26 protein-coding genes are annotated in these 20,951 nt (G+C 71.9%); 11 read left to right on the top strand and 15 right to left on the bottom strand.

The window, feature by feature from the left end:
• Nucleotides 1–328 precede the first annotated feature (328 nt).
• Nucleotides 329–940, bottom strand: a complete 612-nt coding sequence (locus BS83_RS42200; protein ID WP_232248497.1) for a sigma factor — start codon at nucleotides 938–940, stop codon at nucleotides 329–331.
• Between the two features lie 59 nt (nucleotides 941–999).
• Complete coding sequence (locus tag BS83_RS26695) at nucleotides 1,000–2,334, bottom strand: glycosyltransferase 87 family protein (protein ID WP_198035305.1); 1,335 nt, start codon at nucleotides 2,332–2,334, stop codon at nucleotides 1,000–1,002.
• A 207-nt stretch (nucleotides 2,335–2,541) separates the two neighbouring features.
• Here BS83_RS26695 and BS83_RS26690 point away from each other — a divergent pair, with 207 nt between their 5' ends.
• Nucleotides 2,542–3,180 (top strand): hypothetical protein, encoded by a 639-nt coding sequence (locus BS83_RS26690; RefSeq protein WP_232248496.1) that lies wholly within the window; start codon nucleotides 2,542–2,544, stop codon nucleotides 3,178–3,180.
• Between the two features lie 135 nt (nucleotides 3,181–3,315).
• Here the strand turns inward: BS83_RS26690 and BS83_RS26685 are convergent, their stop codons facing one another.
• Nucleotides 3,316–3,750: an arsenate reductase ArsC gene (locus BS83_RS26685; protein WP_037606058.1), complete on the bottom strand. Its 435-nt coding sequence runs from the start codon at nucleotides 3,748–3,750 to the stop codon at nucleotides 3,316–3,318.
• Between the two features lie 93 nt (nucleotides 3,751–3,843).
• On the opposite strand from BS83_RS26685, the gene BS83_RS26680 reads away from it, so the two are divergent.
• Together BS83_RS26680 and BS83_RS26675 are read left to right on the top strand one after the other, a co-directional pair.
• On the top strand, nucleotides 3,844–4,155 hold the full coding sequence (locus BS83_RS26680; protein WP_037606057.1) for an ArsR/SmtB family transcription factor: 312 nt from the start codon (nucleotides 3,844–3,846) through the stop codon (nucleotides 4,153–4,155).
• Nucleotides 4,156–4,196: 41 nt separating this feature from the next.
• Complete coding sequence (locus BS83_RS26675) at nucleotides 4,197–4,937, top strand: aquaporin (protein ID WP_157597571.1); 741 nt, start codon at nucleotides 4,197–4,199, stop codon at nucleotides 4,935–4,937.
• A 43-nt stretch (nucleotides 4,938–4,980) separates the two neighbouring features.
• Here BS83_RS26675 and BS83_RS26670 read toward each other — a convergent pair whose 3' ends face one another.
• Nucleotides 4,981–5,346: an ArsR/SmtB family transcription factor gene (locus BS83_RS26670; RefSeq protein ID WP_037606055.1), complete on the bottom strand. Its 366-nt coding sequence runs from the start codon at nucleotides 5,344–5,346 to the stop codon at nucleotides 4,981–4,983.
• 79 nt (nucleotides 5,347–5,425) lie between these two features.
• Here BS83_RS26670 and BS83_RS45720 point away from each other — a divergent pair, with 79 nt between their 5' ends.
• Both BS83_RS45720 and BS83_RS26665 read left to right on the top strand, forming a co-directional pair.
• Entirely contained in the window at nucleotides 5,426–5,608 is a 183-nt protein-coding gene (locus BS83_RS45720; RefSeq protein ID WP_157597324.1) for a hypothetical protein, read from the top strand.
• A gap of 47 nt (nucleotides 5,609–5,655) precedes the next feature.
• Complete coding sequence (locus BS83_RS26665) at nucleotides 5,656–7,053, top strand: FAD-dependent oxidoreductase (protein WP_037606054.1); 1,398 nt, start codon at nucleotides 5,656–5,658, stop codon at nucleotides 7,051–7,053.
• A 123-nt stretch (nucleotides 7,054–7,176) separates the two neighbouring features.
• Here the strand turns inward: BS83_RS26665 and thpR are convergent, their stop codons facing one another.
• The 4 genes from thpR to BS83_RS26645 form a co-directional block, all read right to left on the bottom strand.
• Nucleotides 7,177–7,794: an RNA 2',3'-cyclic phosphodiesterase gene (gene thpR / locus BS83_RS26660; protein ID WP_084714105.1), complete on the bottom strand. Its 618-nt coding sequence runs from the start codon at nucleotides 7,792–7,794 to the stop codon at nucleotides 7,177–7,179.
• Between the two features lie 107 nt (nucleotides 7,795–7,901).
• Nucleotides 7,902–8,819, bottom strand: a complete 918-nt coding sequence (locus BS83_RS26655; protein WP_037606053.1) for an NADP-dependent oxidoreductase — start codon at nucleotides 8,817–8,819, stop codon at nucleotides 7,902–7,904.
• 519 nt (nucleotides 8,820–9,338) lie between these two features.
• A complete protein-coding gene (locus tag BS83_RS26650) occupies nucleotides 9,339–9,536 on the bottom strand; it encodes a helix-turn-helix domain-containing protein (protein WP_051944013.1) in 198 nt (65 codons plus the stop codon).
• On the bottom strand, nucleotides 9,533–10,105 hold the full coding sequence (locus BS83_RS26645; protein ID WP_051944011.1) for a Uma2 family endonuclease: 573 nt from the start codon (nucleotides 10,103–10,105) through the stop codon (nucleotides 9,533–9,535). Before BS83_RS26645 ends, BS83_RS26650 begins: the two co-directional genes overlap by 4 nt.
• Nucleotides 10,106–10,497: 392 nt before the next feature.
• On the opposite strand from BS83_RS26645, the gene BS83_RS26640 reads away from it, so the two are divergent.
• The gene (locus tag BS83_RS26640) at nucleotides 10,498–10,719 is read left to right on the top strand and encodes a hypothetical protein (protein WP_037606051.1); all 222 of its coding nucleotides are present in this window, start codon (nucleotides 10,498–10,500) and stop codon (nucleotides 10,717–10,719) included.
• 436 nt (nucleotides 10,720–11,155) lie between these two features.
• On the opposite strand, the gene merB is transcribed toward BS83_RS26640, so the two are convergent.
• The 3 genes from merB to BS83_RS26625 all read right to left on the bottom strand — a co-directional run bounded on the left by merB (nucleotide 11,156) and on the right by BS83_RS26625 (nucleotide 12,886).
• Entirely contained in the window at nucleotides 11,156–11,854 is a 699-nt protein-coding gene (gene merB / locus BS83_RS26635) for an organomercurial lyase (RefSeq protein WP_037606050.1), read from the bottom strand.
• Between the two features lie 223 nt (nucleotides 11,855–12,077).
• Complete coding sequence (locus BS83_RS26630) at nucleotides 12,078–12,590, bottom strand: PaaI family thioesterase (RefSeq protein ID WP_037606049.1); 513 nt, start codon at nucleotides 12,588–12,590, stop codon at nucleotides 12,078–12,080.
• A complete protein-coding gene (locus tag BS83_RS26625) occupies nucleotides 12,587–12,886 on the bottom strand; it encodes a putative quinol monooxygenase (RefSeq protein WP_037606048.1) in 300 nt (99 codons plus the stop codon). Before BS83_RS26625 ends, BS83_RS26630 begins: the two co-directional genes overlap by 4 nt.
• Nucleotides 12,887–13,010: 124 nt before the next feature.
• Between BS83_RS26625 and BS83_RS26620 the strand changes: the two genes are divergently transcribed.
• Entirely contained in the window at nucleotides 13,011–13,967 is a 957-nt protein-coding gene (locus BS83_RS26620) for a GlxA family transcriptional regulator (protein ID WP_037606047.1), read from the top strand.
• 77 nt (nucleotides 13,968–14,044) lie between these two features.
• On the opposite strand, the gene BS83_RS42190 is transcribed toward BS83_RS26620, so the two are convergent.
• Nucleotides 14,045–15,073: an ROK family transcriptional regulator gene (locus BS83_RS42190; RefSeq protein WP_051944009.1), complete on the bottom strand. Its 1,029-nt coding sequence runs from the start codon at nucleotides 15,071–15,073 to the stop codon at nucleotides 14,045–14,047.
• Between the two features lie 80 nt (nucleotides 15,074–15,153).
• On the opposite strand from BS83_RS42190, the gene BS83_RS26610 reads away from it, so the two are divergent.
• Nucleotides 15,154–16,359, top strand: coding sequence for an MFS transporter (locus BS83_RS26610; RefSeq protein ID WP_051944006.1), 1,206 nt, complete (start codon nucleotides 15,154–15,156; stop codon nucleotides 16,357–16,359).
• 100 nt (nucleotides 16,360–16,459) lie between these two features.
• Here BS83_RS26610 and BS83_RS45715 read toward each other — a convergent pair whose 3' ends face one another.
• Nucleotides 16,460–16,603, bottom strand: coding sequence for a hypothetical protein (locus BS83_RS45715; protein ID WP_157597323.1), 144 nt, complete (start codon nucleotides 16,601–16,603; stop codon nucleotides 16,460–16,462).
• Nucleotides 16,604–16,818: 215 nt separating this feature from the next.
• Here BS83_RS45715 and BS83_RS26605 point away from each other — a divergent pair, with 215 nt between their 5' ends.
• From BS83_RS26605 to BS83_RS26595, 3 genes are all read left to right on the top strand, one after another.
• Complete coding sequence (locus BS83_RS26605; RefSeq protein WP_051944004.1) at nucleotides 16,819–17,655, top strand: RNA polymerase sigma factor; 837 nt, start codon at nucleotides 16,819–16,821, stop codon at nucleotides 17,653–17,655.
• A 330-nt stretch (nucleotides 17,656–17,985) separates the two neighbouring features.
• Nucleotides 17,986–18,387 carry an SsgA family sporulation/cell division regulator gene (locus BS83_RS26600; RefSeq protein WP_037609905.1) on the top strand — a complete coding sequence of 134 codons (402 nt, stop codon included), beginning with the start codon at nucleotides 17,986–17,988 and terminating at the stop codon, nucleotides 18,385–18,387.
• 157 nt (nucleotides 18,388–18,544) lie between these two features.
• On the top strand, nucleotides 18,545–19,411 hold the full coding sequence (locus BS83_RS26595) for an LLM class F420-dependent oxidoreductase (protein WP_037606046.1): 867 nt from the start codon (nucleotides 18,545–18,547) through the stop codon (nucleotides 19,409–19,411).
• A gap of 29 nt (nucleotides 19,412–19,440) precedes the next feature.
• Here the strand turns inward: BS83_RS26595 and BS83_RS26590 are convergent, their stop codons facing one another.
• Together BS83_RS26590 and BS83_RS26585 are read right to left on the bottom strand one after the other, a co-directional pair.
• Nucleotides 19,441–20,214, bottom strand: a complete 774-nt coding sequence (locus BS83_RS26590) for a DUF2182 domain-containing protein (RefSeq protein ID WP_037606045.1) — start codon at nucleotides 20,212–20,214, stop codon at nucleotides 19,441–19,443.
• Entirely contained in the window at nucleotides 20,215–20,820 is a 606-nt protein-coding gene (locus tag BS83_RS26585; RefSeq protein ID WP_037606044.1) for a DUF1326 domain-containing protein, read from the bottom strand.
• Nucleotides 20,821–20,951 lie beyond the last annotated feature (131 nt).

Genomic DNA, 20,951 nt, shown 5'->3' with positions numbered 1-20,951 from the left:
GATGTCCGCCTCGCAGCCGAACAACCACTTACGGCGGCCGGCGGCCGGCAGCCGCAGCGGATCGTGATCCTCCACCACGTCGCCCCGCAGGCCGCCCGGCGCGGCCCCGACGTCCGGGCGGTGCGCGGGTGGGTCGTGGTCGGCGGGATTGTCACGGCATGCTGTTCGCGGTCGCCGTCGCAGCTGCTTCCCAGTCAGTCCTGGTGGAGTGTCCGAAGTCCGCCTGGGTGCCGTGTCGACAGTGGTGGGAGCGGGTCCCGAGGTCGTCTCGCTGACGAGATGCGGCCAGGGGCCCGCGCCCCTGTGTTTGGACCGGAGCGACGACGCGTCAGCGGTCTCCGGCAGCGGGCGGTGGGGCCGTGTGGGTGTTGGGGACGGTCGGAGTCGGGGCGGCCGCCCCACCTGGCAGGGCTGCCCCGTACAACAGGCTTGCTGAGCCGACCACGCCGGCAGCCAGCAGCACCACGGCGTCTGCCCGTCGGCGTCGGCGGGTGCCACGGTGGCGGATGTCCTCGGCGCTGAGCAGAGTGCCTCCGTCGGGCAGCGCGGTAGTCAGCGAGCGCAGCCGAACCCCCAGGTTCTGCCTCGGCCCCGCAGGCGTCCGTGATCGTCCTGACGGCGTCGTCCCGCCGTTTCGTTGGTCGCCCGGCGTGGCGTGGTTCAGTGCGGCGTGTCCGCCCGTCAGGCGGGAGCGTGCCCTGGTGGTCCAGGTTCGGGGCGACGGTTCGCGCCGGCTCGGGACCGCGAGTCGCCAGGCGGTCGCCAGGACCCAGGCCTCCGGGGTGCCGGCCAGATCGAAGTCCCGGCGGCTCCAGGCTCGGATGAACGCCTTGTGGACCGCGTCCCGTGCCTTGGGCCAGTCACCGGTCATGACGTACAACTGGCCGACCAGCCGGGGAGACGACACGGTGTAGAACACATCGAATTCCTGGGCGGTCACCACTTCGTTCTCTCCTGGCCGGACTTCATGGATGTCGCTGCGCTGAGGGAAGGCTGACGTCAGTTCAGGGCGGCGGCCTGCTGCTCTTGGCGTTGCCTCGGCACGGGGGCGCGGCTCGCGGTCTGCCGGCGGTCGCAGCGGGCCTGCAGTGCCGCGAGAGCCAGGAACGCCAGGCCCATGAGCGGATACAGCGAGCTTGCGGGCTGCAGGGCTGTGGGGATCTTCAGATTGGTGAGCCCCTTGTGGGGGACCAGCCACATGGAGAAGGAGCAGAAGCCCACGACGGCAGCGACGGCTGTCGCGCGCCACCGCCGTGTGAGGCCGGCCCGGCGTTCGTGTGCGGCCTCGGCGGCCAGCAGGACGATCAAGGGGACGCACCAGATCCAGTGGTGGGTCCAGCTGATCGGCGACACCAGCACCATGGTCACCGCGCAGCACATCGCCGCCCAGGCCCGGGAGCGCGGAAGCCCGTCCGCGCGGTGAAGTGTCCTGGCCAGCACCAGGCCGCCCGCGGCCACGATCACACTGGCGCCCAGCGCCCACGGATCGGCGTCGACGGTGTGCAGCGCACGGTCCAGCATCCCGCGAAGGGACTGGTTGTCGACGATGTATTCATGACCGACCCGGCTTGTCTGCCACAGGTAGCTCGTCCAGTAGTCCCACGACGCCCGGGGAAGCAGCAGCCCGCCGATGCCCACGGTGCCCACGCAGGTCAGGGCCGCGTTGCGGGCCGCGCGCCACTGGCCCGTGACCAGCAGGTACAGGACGAAGAAGCCGGGGGTGATCTTCAGTCCGGCGGCAACCCCGATCGCAGCTCCTCGCCAGCGCCGGCCTCCTCGACGTCGGTTCAGGTCACTGAGGACAAGGGCCGCGAGAGCAAGATTGATCTGGCCGTAGGACAGCGTCGTGAAGACGGGCTCGAGCCATACGCCGAAGCCCGTGGCGACCATGACGGCGGCCGGCCGCATCGGGCGGCGCGGCCAGTCGGCCAGCTCGCAGGACTGCCAGGCCACCACCCCCAGCAGCACCAGATTCCCGCCGGTGACCAGCACCCGCAGCACGGGGACGTCCACCAGGGCGGCGGGGCCGAACGCGATGGCCGCGAAGGGCGGATAGGTGGCGGGCAGGCCCCAATGCGTCACGTGGAACGAGTACAGGTCCGAGCCGTGCAGCACCGCCGCCCCTTCGGCCCGGTAGACCACCATGTCGACCATCGAGACCGCCACCACGTGGCGCACAGCCGCGTACAGCAGCAGCGAGACGCAGGCCGCCCGGAACGCTGCCCGCGTCACCCGGTGCGGAGCCGCGCGCAGAAGGCGCAGAGGGTCCAGCGGGCGGGCCGGTACGTGCGCAGGAGCAGTAGCGGGCCTTGCGCCCCAATGATCGGAGGACACGCACTCTCCTTGGAAGAAGCCGCGGTAGGTCATGGGGCGATGCAGCACGCGGGGCCTGTGTCTACTCTTCGAGGTTCCTGCGGGGACCCGGACCGTGATCAACAGGCACAGCGTGACGGCCAAACGGCCCAACCAGCGCCAATTACGCCGAAAGCGGCATGTCGCACACCATCACATCAATGGGCCTTCGTTCTGACCGAAAATCAGTTGGCTCTCGATCTCGTCGGAGTCGTGGTCCTCATCCACCCCGACAAGATCGCCGGACACCGAACGCGGGACGGCTTCGACCGGATCGGGGGCTCGCTCTTCCAGGGCAGGATTCTGGGGGTACTGGCCCCCGACTACGCCCAGACCATGACCGCTTGGGTGCTGGCCGTCGCCGACGGCCACCCACCGGCGTCGACGTCCGCATCCGCACCCCAACAGGCGTTCGCCAGCACCCCCATACCCGCAAACGCCTGGTGCGTCTGGCTTGCCCCGGTGCTGCTGCTCGGCTTTGCCGTCTACCCGGTGACGGCCGTCCCGCGCCGCGGCCCGGTCCTGCGCCCGGTGCGGTGGGTGGCCGGTCTCGGCCTGCTGGCCGTCATGGCAACGGTGGCGTGTTCGACTGCTGTCTTCGTGGCGGGCGAGGGCGCGGCCACGCCCGTCGTGTGGGGCCAACCCGCCTTGTGGCTGCTGGTGCAGGGGCTCGCGATCGCTGCGGTGGTCTCCGCCGTCGTCTCGGTCGCCTCGCTCCTATGCCGCCGGCCGAAGCCGTGCTGGGCGCTGTGGCTGCGCCTGGCCCCGGTCGGACTGGCCACAGTCGGCTTCGTCCCGTGGGCGGTGTGGTGGGGCGTCGCTCCGTGAGGACGACACCCCTCGCACGCGGCTCGACTGCCGGTGCGGACACCCGCTCCACCCCGACTGCGCCCGATGGTGAAGGCCGTTCCTTGCCGCCCTGCTGGTGCTGCTTCCCCGGGCGCCTGAGTGGATGTGTGAGTTCTACCCGCGCGACGACCGGCCGGCTTCGGCGTCGATCTCGGCGATCAGGCTCTCGACGAGTGTCCTGATCTCGTCGCGGATCGGGCGGACCGCCTCGACGCCCTGGCCCGCCGGGTCGTCGAGCTGCCAGTCGAGGTACGTCTTGCCGGGGAAGATCGGGCAGGCGTCGCCGCAGCCCATGGTGATGCAGTAGTCGGACGCCTGGACGGCGTCGGTGGTGAGCACCTTGGGCTTCTGGTCGGAGATGTCGATGCCGACCTCGGCCATGGCGGCGACGGCCGCGGGGTTGACCTGGTCGCCGGGGACGGAGCCCGCGGAGCGGACCTCGACGCGATTGCCCGCGAGGTGCCGCAGGAAGCCCGCGGCCATCTGGGAGCGGCCGGCGTTGTGGACACACACGAACAGGACGGACGCGACGGGGGCGGTGGCAGACATCGGGGCTCCACTGGGCGGTGGCGGGCGCGGCGACCCGCCGGGCTGGTTTCAGCCTCGGCTGATGTGCCCTGGCCGATGTGAGATTATCAGTGCATGCTGACGTCAGTCGACACTGATCTGATCCGGGTGCTCGCCGACCCGCTGCGCATGCAGATCGTCTCCCTGCTCGCGCGCGAGACGCTGTGCACCACGCACCTGGTCGAGGAGACGGGCGCGCGGCAGACCAACCTCTCCAACCATCTGAAGGTGCTGCGCGACGCCGGGATCGTGGAGACCGAGCCGTGCGGCCGGTTCACCTACTACCGGCTGCGACCCGAGGTGCTCGACGGCCTCGCGCGCGAGCTCGCCGCCCTCGCGTCCCTCGCCCGCGTCAACGACGCGGCCAACTCCAAGAGAGCCTGCTAGTGACCAGCATCGACGCCGCCGCGGCCCTGGACGCCGGAGCCATGGACATGCCTGATCCCGCCCTGCCCCCTGGGCCCGCGGTCGCGCACCGGCAGCCGCTGTACCAGCGGGCCGCTGCCGAGCTGATCGGCACCGCGCTCCTGGTCGCGGTCGTGGTCGGCTCCGGTATTCAGGCCACCGAGCTGACCCCGGACGTCGGCCTGGAACTGCTCGCCAACTCCCTGGCCACGGTCTTCGGACTGGGCATTCTGATCCTCCTTCTCGGTCCGGTCTCCGGCGCGCACTTCAACCCGGTCGTCACCCTCGCCGACTGGTGGACCGGCCGCCGCGACCCCCGCGGTCTCGGCGCCAGGGACATCGCCGCCTACGTGCCCGCGCAGATCGCGGGAGCCGTCGCCGGGGCGGTCCTCGCGGACGCGATGTTCGGCAAGCCGTTGGTGCAGTGGTCCACGCACGACCGCTCGGCCGGCCACCTGCTGCTCGGCGAGGTCGTCGCCACCGCCGGACTGGTCTTCCTGATCTTCGGCCTGGCCAAGAAGGACCAGCTGCGTTTCGCGGCGGTCGCCGTCGCCTCCTACATCGGCGCGGCGTACTGGTTCACCTCTTCCACCTCGTTCGCGAACCCGGCCGTGGCCATCGGCCGCGCTTTCACCGACACCTTTGCCGGGATCAAGCCGTCCAGCCTGCCCGGCTTCATCGGCATGGAACTCGTCGGCGGCGTCGTGGGTCTGGCCCTGGTGGCCCTGGTCTTCGGCACGAGCCGCGGGGACCGCAGGGAGTGAGCGACGCCCGGCGTGCGCAGGTCCTGGCGATGGGCCGGCGCTGTCAGGGGCGCAGGTTCAGCAGGGCCGACATGGAGGCCACCACGTCGGGGGCGACCTTGTAGTAGACCCAGGTGGCGCGCCGCTCGGAGGTGAGCAGTCCGGCCTCCCTCAGCTTCTTCAGGTGGTGCGAGACGGTCGGCTGGGAGACGCCGACGTCGGAGATGTCGCACACGCACGCTTCGCCGGCCTCGTGCGAGGCGATCAGCGAGAAGAGTCGCAGTCGCACCGGGTCGCCCAGCGCCTTGAACATCACGGCGCTGCGCTCGGCCTCCTCGGCCGACAGCGGGCGCTCCGTCAGCGGAGGGCAGCACGGTGCCGCAACCTCGTCCTGCAGGACCGGCAGCTGCGGCGCGCTCAGATTCGACATACGTCAATATTGACACACGTCGATCCGGCGAGCAATCCTTGCTGCATCGACAAGTGTCGAATCAACTTGGGAGGCTCCCATGAGCGACACCACCACCCCCACCGCCTGCTGCTCCGCCACCGCCGCACCGCCGCATGGGGCGGAGCGGCAGGCCGGCTCGGCGCCGTGCTGCGGTAGCGCACACGACGCCACCGAGGCACAGGCCTGTTGCGCACCCGCCGCCAAGCAGGAAGCCCAGGCGGCCGGCTCGGCCTGCTGCTGATCCCCGCCCCGCATCTGTCGGCCCGCCCAGCGAGAAGGAACCCCACCATGAGCACCAGCACCTCAGCCGCTCTGCCGGTCGTCGTCATCGGCGCGGGACCGGCGGGCCTCGCAGCCGCCGCCCACCTTCACGACCGCGGCCTCGATCCGCTCGTCCTGGAGGCCGGCCCGCGCGCCGGAGCGGCGGTACGGGAGTGGGCGCACGTGCGGCTGTTTTCCTCCTGGAGCGAACTGACCGACCCCGCCGCGGAGAAGCTGCTCGCCCCCACAGGTTGGGAGAGGCCAGAGCCCACGAGCTACCCGACGGGTGGAGACTGGGCCGAGCGCTACCTCCAGCCCCTGGCCGACGTCCTCGGCGACCGCGTCCGCTACGGCGCCCGGGTCACCGGGGTCTCCCGGACCGGAAGGGACCGCATCGTCGACGCCGACCGTGAAACTCAGCCCTTCACGGTCCAGATCCGCCACGCCGACGGCCACGAGGAGCGTTTCCGCGCCCGCGCCGTCGTCGACGCCTCGGGCACCTGGAGCACGCCCGGCCCGGCAGGCGGCAACGGCCTCCCGGCACTCGGTGAGCACGCCGCCGCCGACCGCATCGCCTACCGGGTCCCCGACCTGACCGACGCCCAGGTGCGCGCCCGCTACGCAGGCAGGCACACCGCGGTCATCGGCACCGGCGCCTCCGCCTTCACCGCCCTCGCGTACCTCGCCGACCTCGCCAGGACCGACGACGGCGCCGGCTCCCACTCGACCTGGATCCTGCGTCGCGGCATCAGCGGCTCCACCTTCGGCGGCGGAAGTGCCGACCAGCTCCCCGCCCGTGGAGCCCTCGGACTCGCGGCCAAGGCCGCCGTGGACGGCGGCCACGCCGACGCCGTCACCGGCTTCCGCACCGAAGCCATCGAGAGGGACGCGGACGGCCGCCTGGTCCTGGTCGCCGAGGACGGACGCCGCCTCGACCCGGTCGACGAGGTCATCGTCCTCACCGGCTTCCGCCCCGACCTGGCCTACCTCGACGAACTGCGGCTCCGCCTGGACGAGCGCCTTCAGGCCCCGGCCGAGCTCGCCCCGCTGATCGACCCCAACCAGCACTCCTGCGGCACCGTCTACCCGCACGGCCACCGCGAACTGTCCCACCCCGAGCAGGGCGTGTACCTGGTCGGCATGAAGTCCTACGGCCGTGCCCCGACGTTCCTGGCCCTCACCGGTTACGAGCAGGTCCGGTCCGTCGTCGCAGCCATTGCCGGCGACCTCGACGCCGCCGATCGCGTCGAGCTGACCCTGCCGGAGTCGGGGGTGTGCGGCGGAGCCGGACTCTTCGACGAGCCCGCCGCCAACCAGGTGGGCGCGGCCGGCGGGTGCTGCGCACCCGCGCCGCAGCCGGTCCAGCTCGGCGTCGGCCTCGTCGTCGACGCGGTCGAGCGGTCCGGCGGCTGCTGCGGTTCGTGACCACGGCGCAGGGCGCCGGCCGAGGAGAGCATGGCCGACGTCGGCATCCCGCCCGAACCGACCCGCGACTCCGGATGAGCGTCCGGGTCGGGACGACGGGGCGTGAACCCAAGCCCCCAAGGGTCAATGCTTCGGGAGTCGGGCGGCGGGCCTGCCCGCCAAGGTCCATGCCGCGACGTCGTGGTAGTGCGGTGGCCCCTCGCCGATGACGCTGCGGACCAGGTGCATCTGCTCTGCGGTCCACGCCGTACCGCGGTGGGCCGCCAGCTCGGCGCTCGGTCCCGCGAGCGCGCTTTCCGCCCCGCTCCCGTGTCCGCGGCCGCGCCTGCCCGCACGGGCCAGTGTCACGTGGCCGTGCCAGGGCCGGTCCTCGACCGGGATGCGGCACTTGCCCGCCGCCCGCCGCACCCCGTTCGCCAGCGCGGAGAGCTCCCGACGGTCTCCGGCCAGGCCGACCCAGAGGGTGCTGTCGCCGAACCGGCCCCCGCCTGCCAGCGCGAGTACCGGGGGCGGATGGCGGGAGGCGACGCGGGCAAGACGGTCCTCCAGACAGGTCCGCGTGGCCGCATCGACCGTGCCGAGGAAGGCGAGCGTGACGTGCCAGGAGTCGGGCGCGGTCCAGCGCAGCCCGGGATGGCGGACACGCACCATGTCGACGGCGGCGCGGAGTTCGGAGACCGCCTCCGGAGGCGGCACAAGAGCGACGAACAGGCGCATCGAATCGGCTTCCACCGCGGTCACAGGGCCACCGTAGGCGGCCGAGGCGCCGCCGGCATCCGGAACGAGCGGCCCGACGCCGGCGGTGACTCGCCCTGGATCAGGCTGTAACGGACCGTGGTCCGCGAAACTCAAGGACGCACGCGAATGACGGTCTTGCCCTTGCGCCGCTCGGTCGGGTTCAGCGCAGGGACGGCGTCGTCCAGGGTCGCGACGGTGCCGATGTGCGTGCGAAGGCGCCCGTCCCGCACCCGGTCGACGATCCCCACCAGCTGGCTCGGGACGGACTCGACGACGAAGTCGACCGAGAGACCGTCGGCAGGGCGAGCCTCGGCAGGCCCGACCACCGACACCAGCGTCCCGCCGGACCGGATGATGCGCGCCGAACGCCTCTGGACGTCCCCACCGATGACATCGAAGACCAGGTCGACCCCGCCGATGCCTTCCAGGTCCTCGGCGTCGAGGTCGAGGAACTCGTTCGCGCCGAAGTCGAGCGCCGCCTGGCGGTCCGCCGCCCGCCCGGTTCCGATGACGTAGGCGCCGAACTCCCGGGCGAGTTGCGTCACCACAGATCCGACCGCGCCGGCGGCGCCGTGTGCGAGAACGGTCTGCCCCGCCTGAAGCCGACCGTGCTGGAACAGGCCTTGCCATGCGGTCAGGCCGGAGATCGGCAGGCTCGCGCCCACCGCGAAGTCGACGTTCCCCGGCAACGGCGCAAGGTTGCGTGCCTCCACGGCCGCGTGTTCGGCCAGGGTTCCGTCGCGGTGCCAGTCCGTGATCCCGAAGACCCGCTGGCCCAGCGAGAGTCCCGTCGTCCCGTAGCCGAGAGAGGTGACCACTCCGGCGAACTCGTGGCCGATCACCGGCTGGGTTCGATCATGACCGGAGCGATCGACCCACGTCGAGGGCCACTCCCACTCTGCAGGGACAAAGCCCGACGCATGGACTTCGACGACGACGTCGTTGATCGCCGGCGTCGGCGCAGGCCGCTCCGCCAGCTTGATCCCGGCTGCTTCTGCCGCCTGATCAGTCGCGATGATCGCCTTCACTGCTACCTCCGTGCATCCCGTGCTCATCGAGGCTCGATCGGTGATGTGGCCGACGACTGGGGGATTCTCGAACAGGTTGCCGGTGGCCGTGCAGTGCCGCAACGCGACGTCGCCGCAGGAGGGGATCCGTCCACCGCGGGTGTGCCCCCACCCGGAAGGTCGGGCGCTCCGCTTGCATCTGAAGTGCGCAGTCACCTTGACGCGCTCCCACCGGCCGCGCATCCATGGCGGAGGGGCCGACCGGATGAGAGCTGCGTCGGTGGGTCCAGGATCCCGCCGTGATCATCGGGATAGCTCTCTCCGCCGTGCCCGGCACAGGCCTGGCGGCGCTCCGCCTGCATCGACGCCAGTGGCTCCTCGCCATCGCCTCCCTCCTGGGTTCGGCCTGTGGCGAGGTGGACTACGCGAGCATCGTGCTGCACATGCCCTGGATCGGCGTCGTTGCGGCCGGCGTCGCTGTAGCCGGCTCTGTGGTTCTGTGGGTCCTGATGCGCCGCAGCGTGCTGTTCCGCTGCCGGCTCAGCGAGGCATCAGCCGCAGTGACAGTTCGGAGTCCATGGCTTGCGCGAGTCGCAGCAGCATGTCCACCGTGGGGCTGGCGACGCCTCGTTCGATGCGGGACACGACGGCTTGTGTGGTTGCGGCGGCTGCCGCGAGCCGGGCTTGGGACCAGCCCAGTTCCTCGCGGCGCTCCCGGACGAGCGCGCCCGGGGTCATCGTTCCTCCGGGCTGTAGAGGGGCAGCTCAGAGGTGTCGACAGTCCACTCGCCGATGGGGATCTTGTCGCCGAACGTGTAGTGCAGGCGGTTCGCGTACTCCTCCCCGGCGGGGTTCCAGAGGTGGACGCAGGTGCCGTTGCGAGGGTCGACGATGAGGTAGTGCTCGATGCCCATGGCCGGGTAGTCGCGGGTCTTGGCCTCGTAGTCGTTCTCGGGGTTGGAGCGGGAGACGACCTCGACGGCGAGCAGGATCTCGCGGGGGTCGACGCGGTCGCCCTCGGAGTCGAGGGACGACTCTGGCAGTACGAGGACGTCAGGGCGGCGAAGGGAGCCCAGGGTCTCGCTTTCGGCGTCTCCGATGTTGGAGGCGATGAGCGGCTCGGGGATCTGCCGGTTCAGCTGCCGGGCGATGCGGAACGCGGCGAGGTCGTGGCGCTTGGCGGGGCTCATCATCATGATGACCTGGCCGTCGGCGATCTCGAACCGCCCGGAGAAGCCTGCCGGTGGTTCGAAGTGCTCGGCCAGGTCGCGTAGGTGCCGGTAGATCATCGTCTGCGGCGCATCCATGGCGATATCTTATCAGGCATATGCATGTGTCCCGTGTGGACGCACAGAGCCGCCCGAACGGCTCCCGCGCCTGCGTCGTCGCGGCCCCGGCGCACATCGCAGAAGGGTCACCCGTTCAGGGCACTGTGGCCCGAGGCGGAACAGACGGGGGTTGACGCCGACGCCGCTGCTCGCGCTCGCGACGCAGGAACTCTTGGAGCCCCGGGGCCCGGCGCTCACCATGGAGACCATCAGACCTGCCTGAACGCTCGGGGCGAGCCACATGGGTCACCGCCGGCCCGCTGCGTGCGCCGATCACGCACCGCCACCGCCGCGGCCCGGGAACCCCGTTCGGGGCGGCCCGAACCGACGGAGGCGCGCACACTGGAACGACACGGGACGGGAGCAACGCGATGCCCTTCCACCTCTCCGCGCACTTCGCACACGTGGGCCGACGCCCCGATGCGCTCCGGTCGGCCGGATCCGAGCGCCTCGGTCCGAAGCTCGTCCCTCCGCTGCTGATCGCGGGTTTCATCACGATCACCTGCCTGGCGATCACGGTGAACCCCGTGATCTTCCCCGTCGGAGTGATCATCCTGATGCCCGTCGCCGTCCTGATCGGGCTCACCGTGTGACTCCGGTCGGGCCCCAAGGATCGAACGGTGCCGCGAATCCGAGCATCCCGGGCATCAGCTCGTAGCCTTCGAACCTGACCTGTCCGCGGTCCCGTCGGTGAACCCCCGCTGCGCTCCATGGGCCCGCACGTGGAGCGGGCGGATCTGGATCGGCCGTACGAAACGTCACCCGACGTGCCCAGCAGGGTGAGAGCGTGGTCGGGCCGGGCGGCATCCCTCGCTGCTGAAGCAGCCCGGCCCTTTGTGGCTAGAAGCCGAAGATCCAGACCCACTTGTTCATGGCCGTACCTCCCCCCGGTTGTCGGTGGGCCCAGCGTGCAGGCGTCCGATTCGGGCGTCGATGGTTTCGGGCAGGGGCAAAACGACGTCGGCGCATGCCGTCCGGGGTGAGGTCGGCCCCTGGCTCCGTCGCGGGTCCGGCAGGCCGCCTGCGGGCTCAGTCGGGCAGGCCCCAGAACAGCCCGTGCAGGCCCACCTCGGCGAAGTACGCCGCGGCGGAGGAGGGGTCGCGGCGGGTGTAGCCCGGCTCCAGACGGCCGGCGTACCAGCCGCGCGCGAGCCTCCACAGTGTGGCCAGGTCCAGGACGTAACCGCGTGAACGCCCGGTGACCGTGAGCCAGGCGTCCACGCAGTCGGTGGAACAGAACAGACGTTGGTGGGTGCAGGCGTGCACGACGTCGTCCCAGATCCGCTCGACCGGGGTCAGGAAGTGGGCGACCTGGTCGCCCGCGGGAGGCGCGTCCCGACCGACCACCCAGGCGTGCGGGGTGTCGCAGGCCGGGCAGCGGGTGGCGACCAGGACGTCCGACTCCTCGCGGAGCAGATGGGGGACGGCGAAGGAGTCCCAGGCGCAGCCGCCCCACCAGAGCGTGCGGGCGCCCATGACGGAGAAGCCGAGCGGAACCGAGGCGAACGGGTGCGCCATCAGAATCCGGTCGCCGTCCGCCGCGTCGAGCACGACGTCACGGTGTGCGTGCAGAGCGTCCAGGGCCGAGCGAAGCTCGGTGGGCGCGAGGCCGGTCCGTGCTGCCGGCTCCGACGGTGTCGGGGCCGCTCCGGTGCGGGCGAAGTGCGCGTAGACGGCCAGCCGGACCTGTTCCGTCCCGGCCTGCGCAGCGGCGTCGATGGCGTCCATCGTCCGGCTCCTGGCTGTCGGTCGGGGGTCGTCGGGATCCCACGCGGGCCGGGGAGCCGAACGCAACGGGCGGGTCGACCCCCGCGCCCCAGGGTGATGCAGCTGGTTTGGCGCGGCAATCTCTCGGCGACGAGACGGCTCCTGTCGACGGCACGGCGGGACGGCTTCCGGATGCGCCGCCCCCGCCGCGCCGCCACCGGTTCCGGTGGGAAAGAGGGCCGCTCTAGCCGGTGGCGAAGACTGCGCAGGTCGTCGTCGCGTGGGCGTACAGCCTGCCGTCCGTCGTGCCCAGGAGTCGGGCTTCGGCAGTGGCCGTCGTGCGGCCGAGGTGGACCGTGGTCGCCTCGCACCGCAGGCGCGGTGTGGTGGCGAAGACGGGCCGCACCATGTGCACGTTGAGTTGCATCGTGGTGTACGCCCGGCCCTGGGGGAGCAGTGTGGCGATCGCGCTGCCCAGGGCGGAGTCCAGCAGCGTCGCGACGAAGCCGCCGTGCACGGACCCCATGGGGTTCAGCAGGTGCTCGCCGGGATCGCCCTCGAACGCGGCCGTGCCCTCGCCGACCTCGACCAGGTGGAAGCCGAGCGTGCCGGCGATCGGAGGCTCGGGGATCTCCTGCTTGAGGATCCCTTGCAGGAGTTCCATGCCGCTCGACGGGCCGAGCTCCGACCAGGGCCGGGGCGGCTGCCAGGTGTGGGTCCGCGTCCGGAGCTCCGACGAGTTCGCGGCCTCGGTCACCGCGCGGCCTTGACGCCCAGCAGATCCACCGGGGTGATCACCGGGGGTGCGCTGAGCATCGTCTCGGCCGCGCCCATCAGCGCCGCGGCGATCGCGCCCTGGAGGTGGGCCTGGCGGCCCGCCTCGTCGGCGAAGGTGTCGAAGACGCCGAAGGTGGTCGCGTCCTGACGGAACGCGTACCAGGTGACGGTGTGCTGCTCCTGCTCGGCGAGCGTCGCCGCGTCGCGCAGCATCGCCTCGACCTTGTCGGCGTACTCGGGCTTGGCCTCGATACGGGCGAGCAGACCGATCTTCATGGGGGACTCCTCAGTCTCAGGGGCTCGGGAGGAACGTCGCCGGTGCTCCGGCACACCTCGAAACTACGCCCGGGCCCTCTCCAAGATCAGTGGCAGAAACGCCACGGATGATAGCGTTTTCGACATGGAGATCGCGGTTCTCGTCCACGACGGCGTGTTCGACTCCGGGCTGTCCGCGGTCCTCGACGTCCTGGACGGCGCCAACGCGATGCGCGACCAGGTCGGCGGGGCGCCTGCCTGGAACGTGACGACCGTCGGCTGCCGCCCGCAGGTGCGCACCGGCGCCGGGCATCTCGTCGAGACGGAACCCCTGGACCGCGCCGACGCCGCGGATCTCCTCATCGTGCCCGCGCTGGCCGAGCGACGGCCGGACGCCCTGCTGGAGCGCGTCGCCGCCGACGATCTCGCCCCCGTCCGGCAGCGAATCGCGCACACCCGCGCCCGCGGCACGGCCGTCGCCTCGGCCTGCACCGGCACCTTTCTCCTCGCCGAGGCGGGGGTGCTCGACGGCAGGAGGGCCACGACGAGCTGGTGGCTCTCGCCCGTCTTCCGTGGGCGCTACCCCCGGGTCCGGCTCGACCAGAGCCGCATGGTCGTCGCCGAAGACGGTGTCATGACCGCGGGCGCGGCCTTCGGCCACGTCGACCTCGCACTCCACGTGGTCCGGTCGGGCAGCCCCGCACTCGCCGATCTGATCGCCCGTTACCTGGTGATCGACGAGCGGCCGTCCCAGTCCGCCTACACGATCCCCAGCGCCCTCGCGCAGAGCGATCCCACGGTGGCCGCGTTCGAGCGCTGGGTCCGCGCGCGTCTCGCCGAGCCCCTCACGATCCCGGACGCCGCCAGGGAGATCGGCGTCAGCAACCGGACGCTGCAACGGTCGGTCCAGCGGACCCTGGGGGTATCACCGATCCGGTTCGTCCAGGACCTGCGGGTCGAGCAGGCCTCCCACCTGCTGCGCACGACCGACCAGTCGCTGGAGACCATCGCCCGCAAGGTCGGCTACGAGCATCCGCACACCCTGCGGGTGCTGCTCCGCGAGCGCACCGGCAAGACCACGACCGCGCTGCGCGGCGTCTGACAGGCCGACGCCGTCGCCCGGCTCGGGACGGCGGGCGACCCTCATCACCAGCTCGTCATGACCGGCCGGTGGGCGGGTCAGCCGAAGACGGCGTCGCGGGCGAGGTCCAGGGCGGTGAGGACGGCGCCCTGGAGGACCGGGTTGCCGTCGACCGCGGTGGCGCGCACCTCGGTCGGGGCAGGGACGAGGCCGGACAGGTGGGCGGAGACCGCGTCGGCGAGTTCCGTGCCGCCCGTGCGGCCGGCCGCGCCGCCCAGGACGACGAGGCCGGGGTCGAGGACGGCGACCATCGCCGCCGCCCCGCGTGCGACCTGGCCGGCGAACCGGTCGAAGCCGGGCCCGCCCGGCAGGACCGCGGGGGTGAGCGCGCAGCACAGGTTGTCCCCGTCCAGCTTCAGAAAGCCCACCTCGCCCGCGCCGCCGGAGGCGCCGTGGCGGACCCGGCCGCCGAGGACCACCGCGCCGCCGACGCCCTCGTCCAGCCAGAGCAGGACGAAGTCCTCCCGGCCCTGGGCGGCCCCGGCGCGGTGCTCGGCCACGGCGGCGAGGTTGACCTCGTTCTCCAGCACCAGCCGCTCCACCTCGAGCGACTCCTGGACCCGGTCCGGCACCTGCGGGTCCCAACCGGACACACCGAGGTCGCAGGCCCCCTCGGAGCGGCCGGTGTGCGGGTGGACCATGCCGGGCGCGCCGAGGACGGCGGCCTGTAGCGTCCGCCCGCCTGCGGCCTCGGTGACGGCCTCGCGGATGCTCTGCGCGAGGTCGGCGGAGGCGGGGCGCTCGGCACGGCCCACCGTCGTGCCGGCCAGGTCCGCGACGGTGACGAAGGTGCCGCTGCGTCGGATGTCGACGCCGGCGACATGGGCCCGCTCGCCGACCAGTCGGTAGAGGCGGGCGTTGGGGCCGCGCTTCTCCTCCCCGGTCTCGCCGCAGGGCTGCACCAGGCCGTTGGCGGCCAGCCGTTCGATCAGGTCCGCCACCGTCGGCCGGGAGAGGCCGGTCAGGGTGCGCAGCTGCGGCGCGCTCAGGGGGCCGTGTTCGAGCAGCAGGTGGAGCGCGAGCCGGTCGTTGATCGCGCGCGCCATGGCCGGGGTGGCGGTCTTCATGCGGGCATCGTAGCGCCAACAGGCAGGCTCCCTACGTATTCCTCTTTTCATCAGGGACCCTTCCTGTTAGTTTCTGCCCTGTGACTCACCATCGCGCCATCGCGCTGCTGTTCGCCGTCCACGGAGTCGTCGGAGGCTCCCTCTACAGCTCGCTGCCCTGGCTGCAGGGCCATTTCGGTCTGAGCGCCGGGACGCTGGGTCTGGTGCTGCTGTGCCAGCCGATCGGCGCCTTCGTCGCCATGCCCACCGCCGCCCGGGTCGCCCACCGGATCGGCGAGCGGCGTGCCACCGGGCTGCTGATCGCCCTGTGGGTGCTGCTGCTTCCGGTGCCTGTCCTGGCACCGGGCAAGGCCTGGCTCTACCCGGCCTTCGCCGTCTTCGGCATGCTCGCCGGCATGAGCGACGTCGTGATGAACGGACAGGGCGTCAGCATCGAGCGTCGACTGGGCCGTTCGATCATCTCGGGCCTGCACGGGCTCTGGTGCACCGGCAGCCTGATCGCCGGTGGCCTGGGCATCCTCGCCGCCCGGCTGGACATCGACCCGCGGCTGCGGCTGCTCGTCGTCGCCGCCGTCCTGCTTCCCCTCGCCGCCCTGGGCACCCGCGGCCTGCCGGCGGACGCCCCGCGCGGCCTCGCCCAGGCGGGGCCCGCACCGCGCCGCTTCGCCGTGCCCGGCCGGGCCGTGCTGCTGATCGGCGTCCTCGGCTTCTGCGGGGCCTTCGTCGAGGGCGCGACGGGCAGTTGGTCCGGGGTCTACCTGACCAGGGTCGCCGACGCCGGACCCGCTCTGGCGGCTGCCGGGTTCACCCTGTTCAACCTCGCCATGGCGCTGACCCGGCTGTCGGGCGACCGGGCGGTGCAGCGCTTCGGCGCGGTCGCCGTCGTCCGTGCCGGGGCCTCCGCGGCCGTGATCGGCGGCCTGCTGGTGGTGACGTCGCCCGACGCCTGGGTCTGCGTCCTCGGACTGGCCCTGATCGGCGCGGGCATCGCCCTCAACGTGCCCCTGGTCTTCAGCGCCGCCTCCCGGGTCAGCGCGACCCCGGGCGAGGGCGTGGCGGGCGTGGCCACGCTGACGTACGCGGCCTCCCTGGTCTCCCCGCCGGTCGTCGGCTGGATCGCCGGCGGGCTGTCCTACCCGGCGGCCTTCCTGCTGATCACGGCCTTCGCCGTGGCCATGCTCCCGCTGGCGGGACGCCTGCGCCCGACCCCGGCTCCGGCCCAGGCCCCGCCCGTCGCCGCGCACACGCCGGATGACCTGGTCGCCTGCGTCCCGGACGGAAGGTAGTCACGGCGCCAGGCCCTGATCGCCCGGGGCGGCGACCCGGTCCCGGGCGGTCAGGGTCGGGCCGCACGCGGGCCGAGCCGTAGTCAGGGTCAGGGCCCGCTCACAGCAGGGTGGTCAGGGCAAGCACGATCAGGCGGCTGATCACCGTGGCGAGCACGGCCCCCGGCAGAGTCGCGGGGTCGAGCCACCTGTGCCAGGTCTGCTCGAGGACCGACGGCTTCGGGGAACGGGTGCTGTTCGACATGAGGGCCTCGCAAGGGTTCGGTGCCGCTTCCGGGCGGCAGGGTGAGGGCTGCCTTTTGCGTAGTGGTAGGGCCGGGACCCCAGCTCCACCCCCCGTCACAGGATGATTTCTCTGTGTGACGGTGATCTCGGGGGGAAGGTCGCGAAGCCAGGCCTACAACCCCCGCAAGGAGCGCCCGTCGTTAGGGCGCCGTGCGGCCCGTACAGGGAGGCGTCTTGTCCGATGCAGAAAACGCGACGTGGCCCGAGCCGGGCGACAGCGCCCCGGCGACGACACCCATCTCCCCGGACCTGCTGCACCAGGTCGAGAGCCGCCTCGCCCCCCACGCCGGCCAACCCGACAGTGCCGAGTACCACCAGCGCATCACCGCCGACACGGCGATCGTCCGAGCCCTGCGCGCCGACGGCTACCAAGGGCCACGCACCGACTTGCTGCTGCGAAGGCTCTCCGCCTACGGCTGGCCGATCCTGCACCACTGGATCTCCACCGGAGAGATCTTCATGCGCTGCGCCTCCCACGGCCGTCCTGTGCCCCGGCCGATGGACGACTTCCCGTGGAACCGCGACGACCACGTCGAACTGGCCACCGAGACGATCCTCAAGGCTGTGCCGTTCTTCCGGCTGCACGCTCTGCGGCGCGGCCTGTGGGACGCCCGCCGAGGGGCGAGCCTGACGACCTACTTCATGGGGGCCTGCATCAACTCCTTCCCTCAGGTCTACCGCCACTGGTGGAAGCAGCAGGCCGAGCTGCGCGCCCTGACCAGTTACCGGACCGACGAGGTGCTGGCGCAACTGCCGGACCCCCGGCACGCCGACCCCGAGCAGATCGCGGTCCAGCGCGACCACGCCCTCCGTGTGCTGTCCCAGATCGAGGATCTGGAGCTGGTCGTCGGACTGGCCCTGCGCGCGCTGGGGTACACGGAGCGCGAAGCGGCCCAGGCAGTGGGCCTCACCCCCAAGGCCCTCGAACGCCGCACCAGCAAGCAACGCGCCAAACTCCGACGGCTCGAACTACCCGAGGCCGAAGCTCGCCCCGTGAACGGAGGGGAGTGAAGGATGAGCAGCCCGGACAACGACCGCGAGCCGACCGGCCTCGACGACTTCGAGGCTCTCCTGACCTGCTCCAGCCTGGGCGCGGAAGCCGCCGTGCACATCGCCGCCCGAACGCCTGACCACGTCGTCGCGCACCTGGCCGACCACGTGACCCGGCCCGGCGCGTGCGAGGCATGCGCCGACTGGCGCGGGCCGGCTGAGCCCGAGAACCAGGAGCAGGGGGAGGAGGACGCGCTCTTCCTCGCCGCAGTGCTCATGACCGCCACGCCCGCGCCGGCCCCGGAAGGCCGGGCCGAAACCCCGGCAGCCACCGCCGCCTCCCAGGTCACCATGCAGGTCCACCTCAGGCTCATCGTCTCCTCCGAGTCGTCGATGCCCGTCCCCACCGAACTCCGGTACTACCGCAACGATCCCTTCGCGGTGCACGTCGACTTCCACACGCGTCAGGACACCGCGTCCTGGGTCTTCTCGCGCAGCCTGCTGACGGAGGGCCTGAACAAGCCCGTCGGCGGGGGAGATGTGCGGGTGTGGCCCTCCCGGTCCCACGGCCAGGGGGTCGTGTGCATCGCCCTGTCGTCCCCGGAGGGCGAGGCACTCCTGGAGGCGCCCCGCCGCGCCATCGCGTCCTTCCTGCGCCGTACCGAACAGGTCGTCCCCCTGGGGGACGAGGCAACCCAGATCGACTTCGACCTCTTCACCGACTACCTGCGAGCCAGCCCGGGAGAAAACTGACCTGCCCCCGCGGATCGCTCCCTGACCCGTCCTCAGGGAGCCGGCCCGCCCGACCCGGACCGGCGCGAACGAGGTGACCCCGTGTGCCGGGGAGGCGGCGCGCCCTGCCGGTCGTGGTGGTGGTGACCTGCCTAAGGTGGCGTCAGGAGGTGGGAGCATGCGGGTGGGTCTGCACGCGCTCGGCATCGGTGACGGCGCCCGTCCGGAGGTGATCCGGGCCGTGGCCACGGCCGCGGAGGCGTGCGGCTTCGCGAGGCTGTGGTGCGGCGAGCACGTGGTGCTCGTGGACGCGCCCACCTCTCGCTACCCCTACTCCGCGGACGGCCGGATCGCCGTTCCCGCGGACGCGGACTGGCTGGACCCCCTGCTCGCCCTGAGCTTCGCCGCGGCCGTCACCGACCGGATCCTGCTCGCCACCGGCGTGCTGCTGCTGCCCGAGCACAACCCGGTCCTGGTCGCCAAGCAGGCGGCCACGCTCGATGTCCTGTCCGGCGGCCGGTTCGGCCTCGGCGTCGGGGTCGGCTGGTCGGCCGAGGAGTTCGCCGCGCTCGGTGTCCCCTTCGAACGGCGCGGGCGCCGCACGGACGAGTACCTTGCCGCGATGCGCACCCTCTGGGCCGAGGACCCCGCCACGTTCACCGGGGAGTTCACCCGCTTCGAAGCGGTCCGGGTCCATCCCAAGCCGTTGCGGGGCGACCTGCCGGTCCTGGTGGGCGGCAACAGCCGTGCCGCCCTCCGTCGCGCGGCGCGGGCAGGTGACGGGTGGTACGGCTTCAACGTGCCCATGGCCGACGTCCCGGCGCGCGTCGCCGAGCTGGCCGAGGAGTGCGCCCACCAGGGCCGCAGTCTCGACGAGCTCACGGTCGCCGTCGCGCCGAGCGACGGCACCCCGGCGGATCTGCCGGAACTCGCCGCGGCCGGCGTCACCGAAGTCGTGGTCGTCGCCGCACCCCCACCGGCCCCCGAGGAGGCCGTCGCCTGGGTCGCGGAACTGGCCCGGACGTGGATCCGCGCGCCCGGATGAACCGGACGGCATTTCGACGGGGTCACCGCTCACATAGGCATGCCCGGCGCGGTGCGCAGGCCCGGGATCAGGCCAGGATTCCAGGGCACGAAGCAGGCGTAGCCGATGAGGGCGACGCCGAGAACGAGACTGAAGGCCTTGCCGTGGCGCCAGGTCTTCTCCAGGAAGACGGCGCAGGCCAGAGCGGCCATCCAGGCGAGGTTCATCACGCCGACCACGATCAGGACGACCATGAGGCCCCAGCAGCAGCCGACGCAGTATCCGCCGTGGTACAGGCCGACCCGTAGGTCGCGCAGCCGTCCGGAGTAGGTGCCGAAGTGCATGAGGAAGCCGAGGGGCGACCGGCAGTGGCTCAGGCAGCGGTCCTTGAGCGGTGTCACCTGGTACAGGCCCGCTCCGACCAGCAGCAGCGCCCCGACCCACGACGCAGCGCCTGGTGACCGGGCGGCGAGTTCGCCGCTCGCCCAGGCCACCCCGAACGCCGCCAGTCCGAACGCCTCCCAGGCGCAGAGATAGCCGATGACCAGGCCGGTGCTACGTCCCGCGCGCGTCCAACCGGTCGAGTGGGCACGCAGCGTCCGCAGATACAGCGAGACGACGGGCGCGACGGCCGGGAGCATCATCGCGGCCATCATCAGACCCCACAGGACCAGGAATCCCCACAGGCCCTGCCCCATCGTGCCCGGTCCGGGCGCCATGCCCGACGCAGCGCGGACCGTCAGGGCCCAGGCCAGCGCCGCGGCGGCGAGTAGGGCCACCCAGCTCGCCGGGGTGACGGCCCGTCGAGCGAGTGGTGGCGACATTCACGCCGCCCAGGAGAACGGTGCCGAGAACGCGTTCTTCCCTTCGTTGGCGAACGCGAGGCCGAAGGCGTTCACACGGGACCTGGTCGCGACTCCGGCCGCGAGCGTGTCCGCGGGGAAGCCCACCCCGCTGACGCGGATGCCCTTGCCGGTCGCGTCCAGGGGAGAGACGAAGTCCTCGACCTCCATGTCGATCGCCTGGCCGATGCTCACTCGGTGGCGCCGGCCGTCGTCGACGTACTCGATGCGGGCGACTTCCAGCCCGAGCATCTCGCCGACGAGCGGAGCGAGCCCCTCCATCGGGCCGCCGCGCTGACCGGAGAAGACCGCGCCGAGCGCTTCGGCCTGCTCGGGCGAGGCCGTCTCGTCCATGAACATCCCCATGCGCCAGTCACCGTCGCTCATGAGCGGCGGGGTGTCGGCCACCACGGCGACTGTCAGGCCGCTGACCTCGACCTCATCGACCTGGCCGGAATCGATGTGGAAGGCCAGGACCACCTGGCAGCGGTCGTAGTCCGCCGGAGCCGACAGGCCGGAGGTCGAGCAGGGGCACACCATATTGCAATTGCAGTTCTCGAAATACGTCCCCTCGATTTGCCATGCCATCGGAAGCTCCTTCCTGAGGCGGCATACCGCTGGGCACCATTCTCGGCCACCTACGATCACCCGGCAACGCGCACGGAGAGTCGGCCGCGCACCAACCCGGCGGGCCCACGGCAGCCCCGGTGCACGGCCCT

Source organism: Streptacidiphilus rugosus AM-16, from assembly GCF_000744655.1.
Taxonomy (GTDB): Bacteria; Actinomycetota; Actinomycetes; order Streptomycetales; family Streptomycetaceae; genus Streptacidiphilus; species Streptacidiphilus rugosus.
The sequence above is the reverse complement of the archived record's forward strand: the minus strand, read 5'-3'. Positions and strand labels throughout refer to the sequence as shown.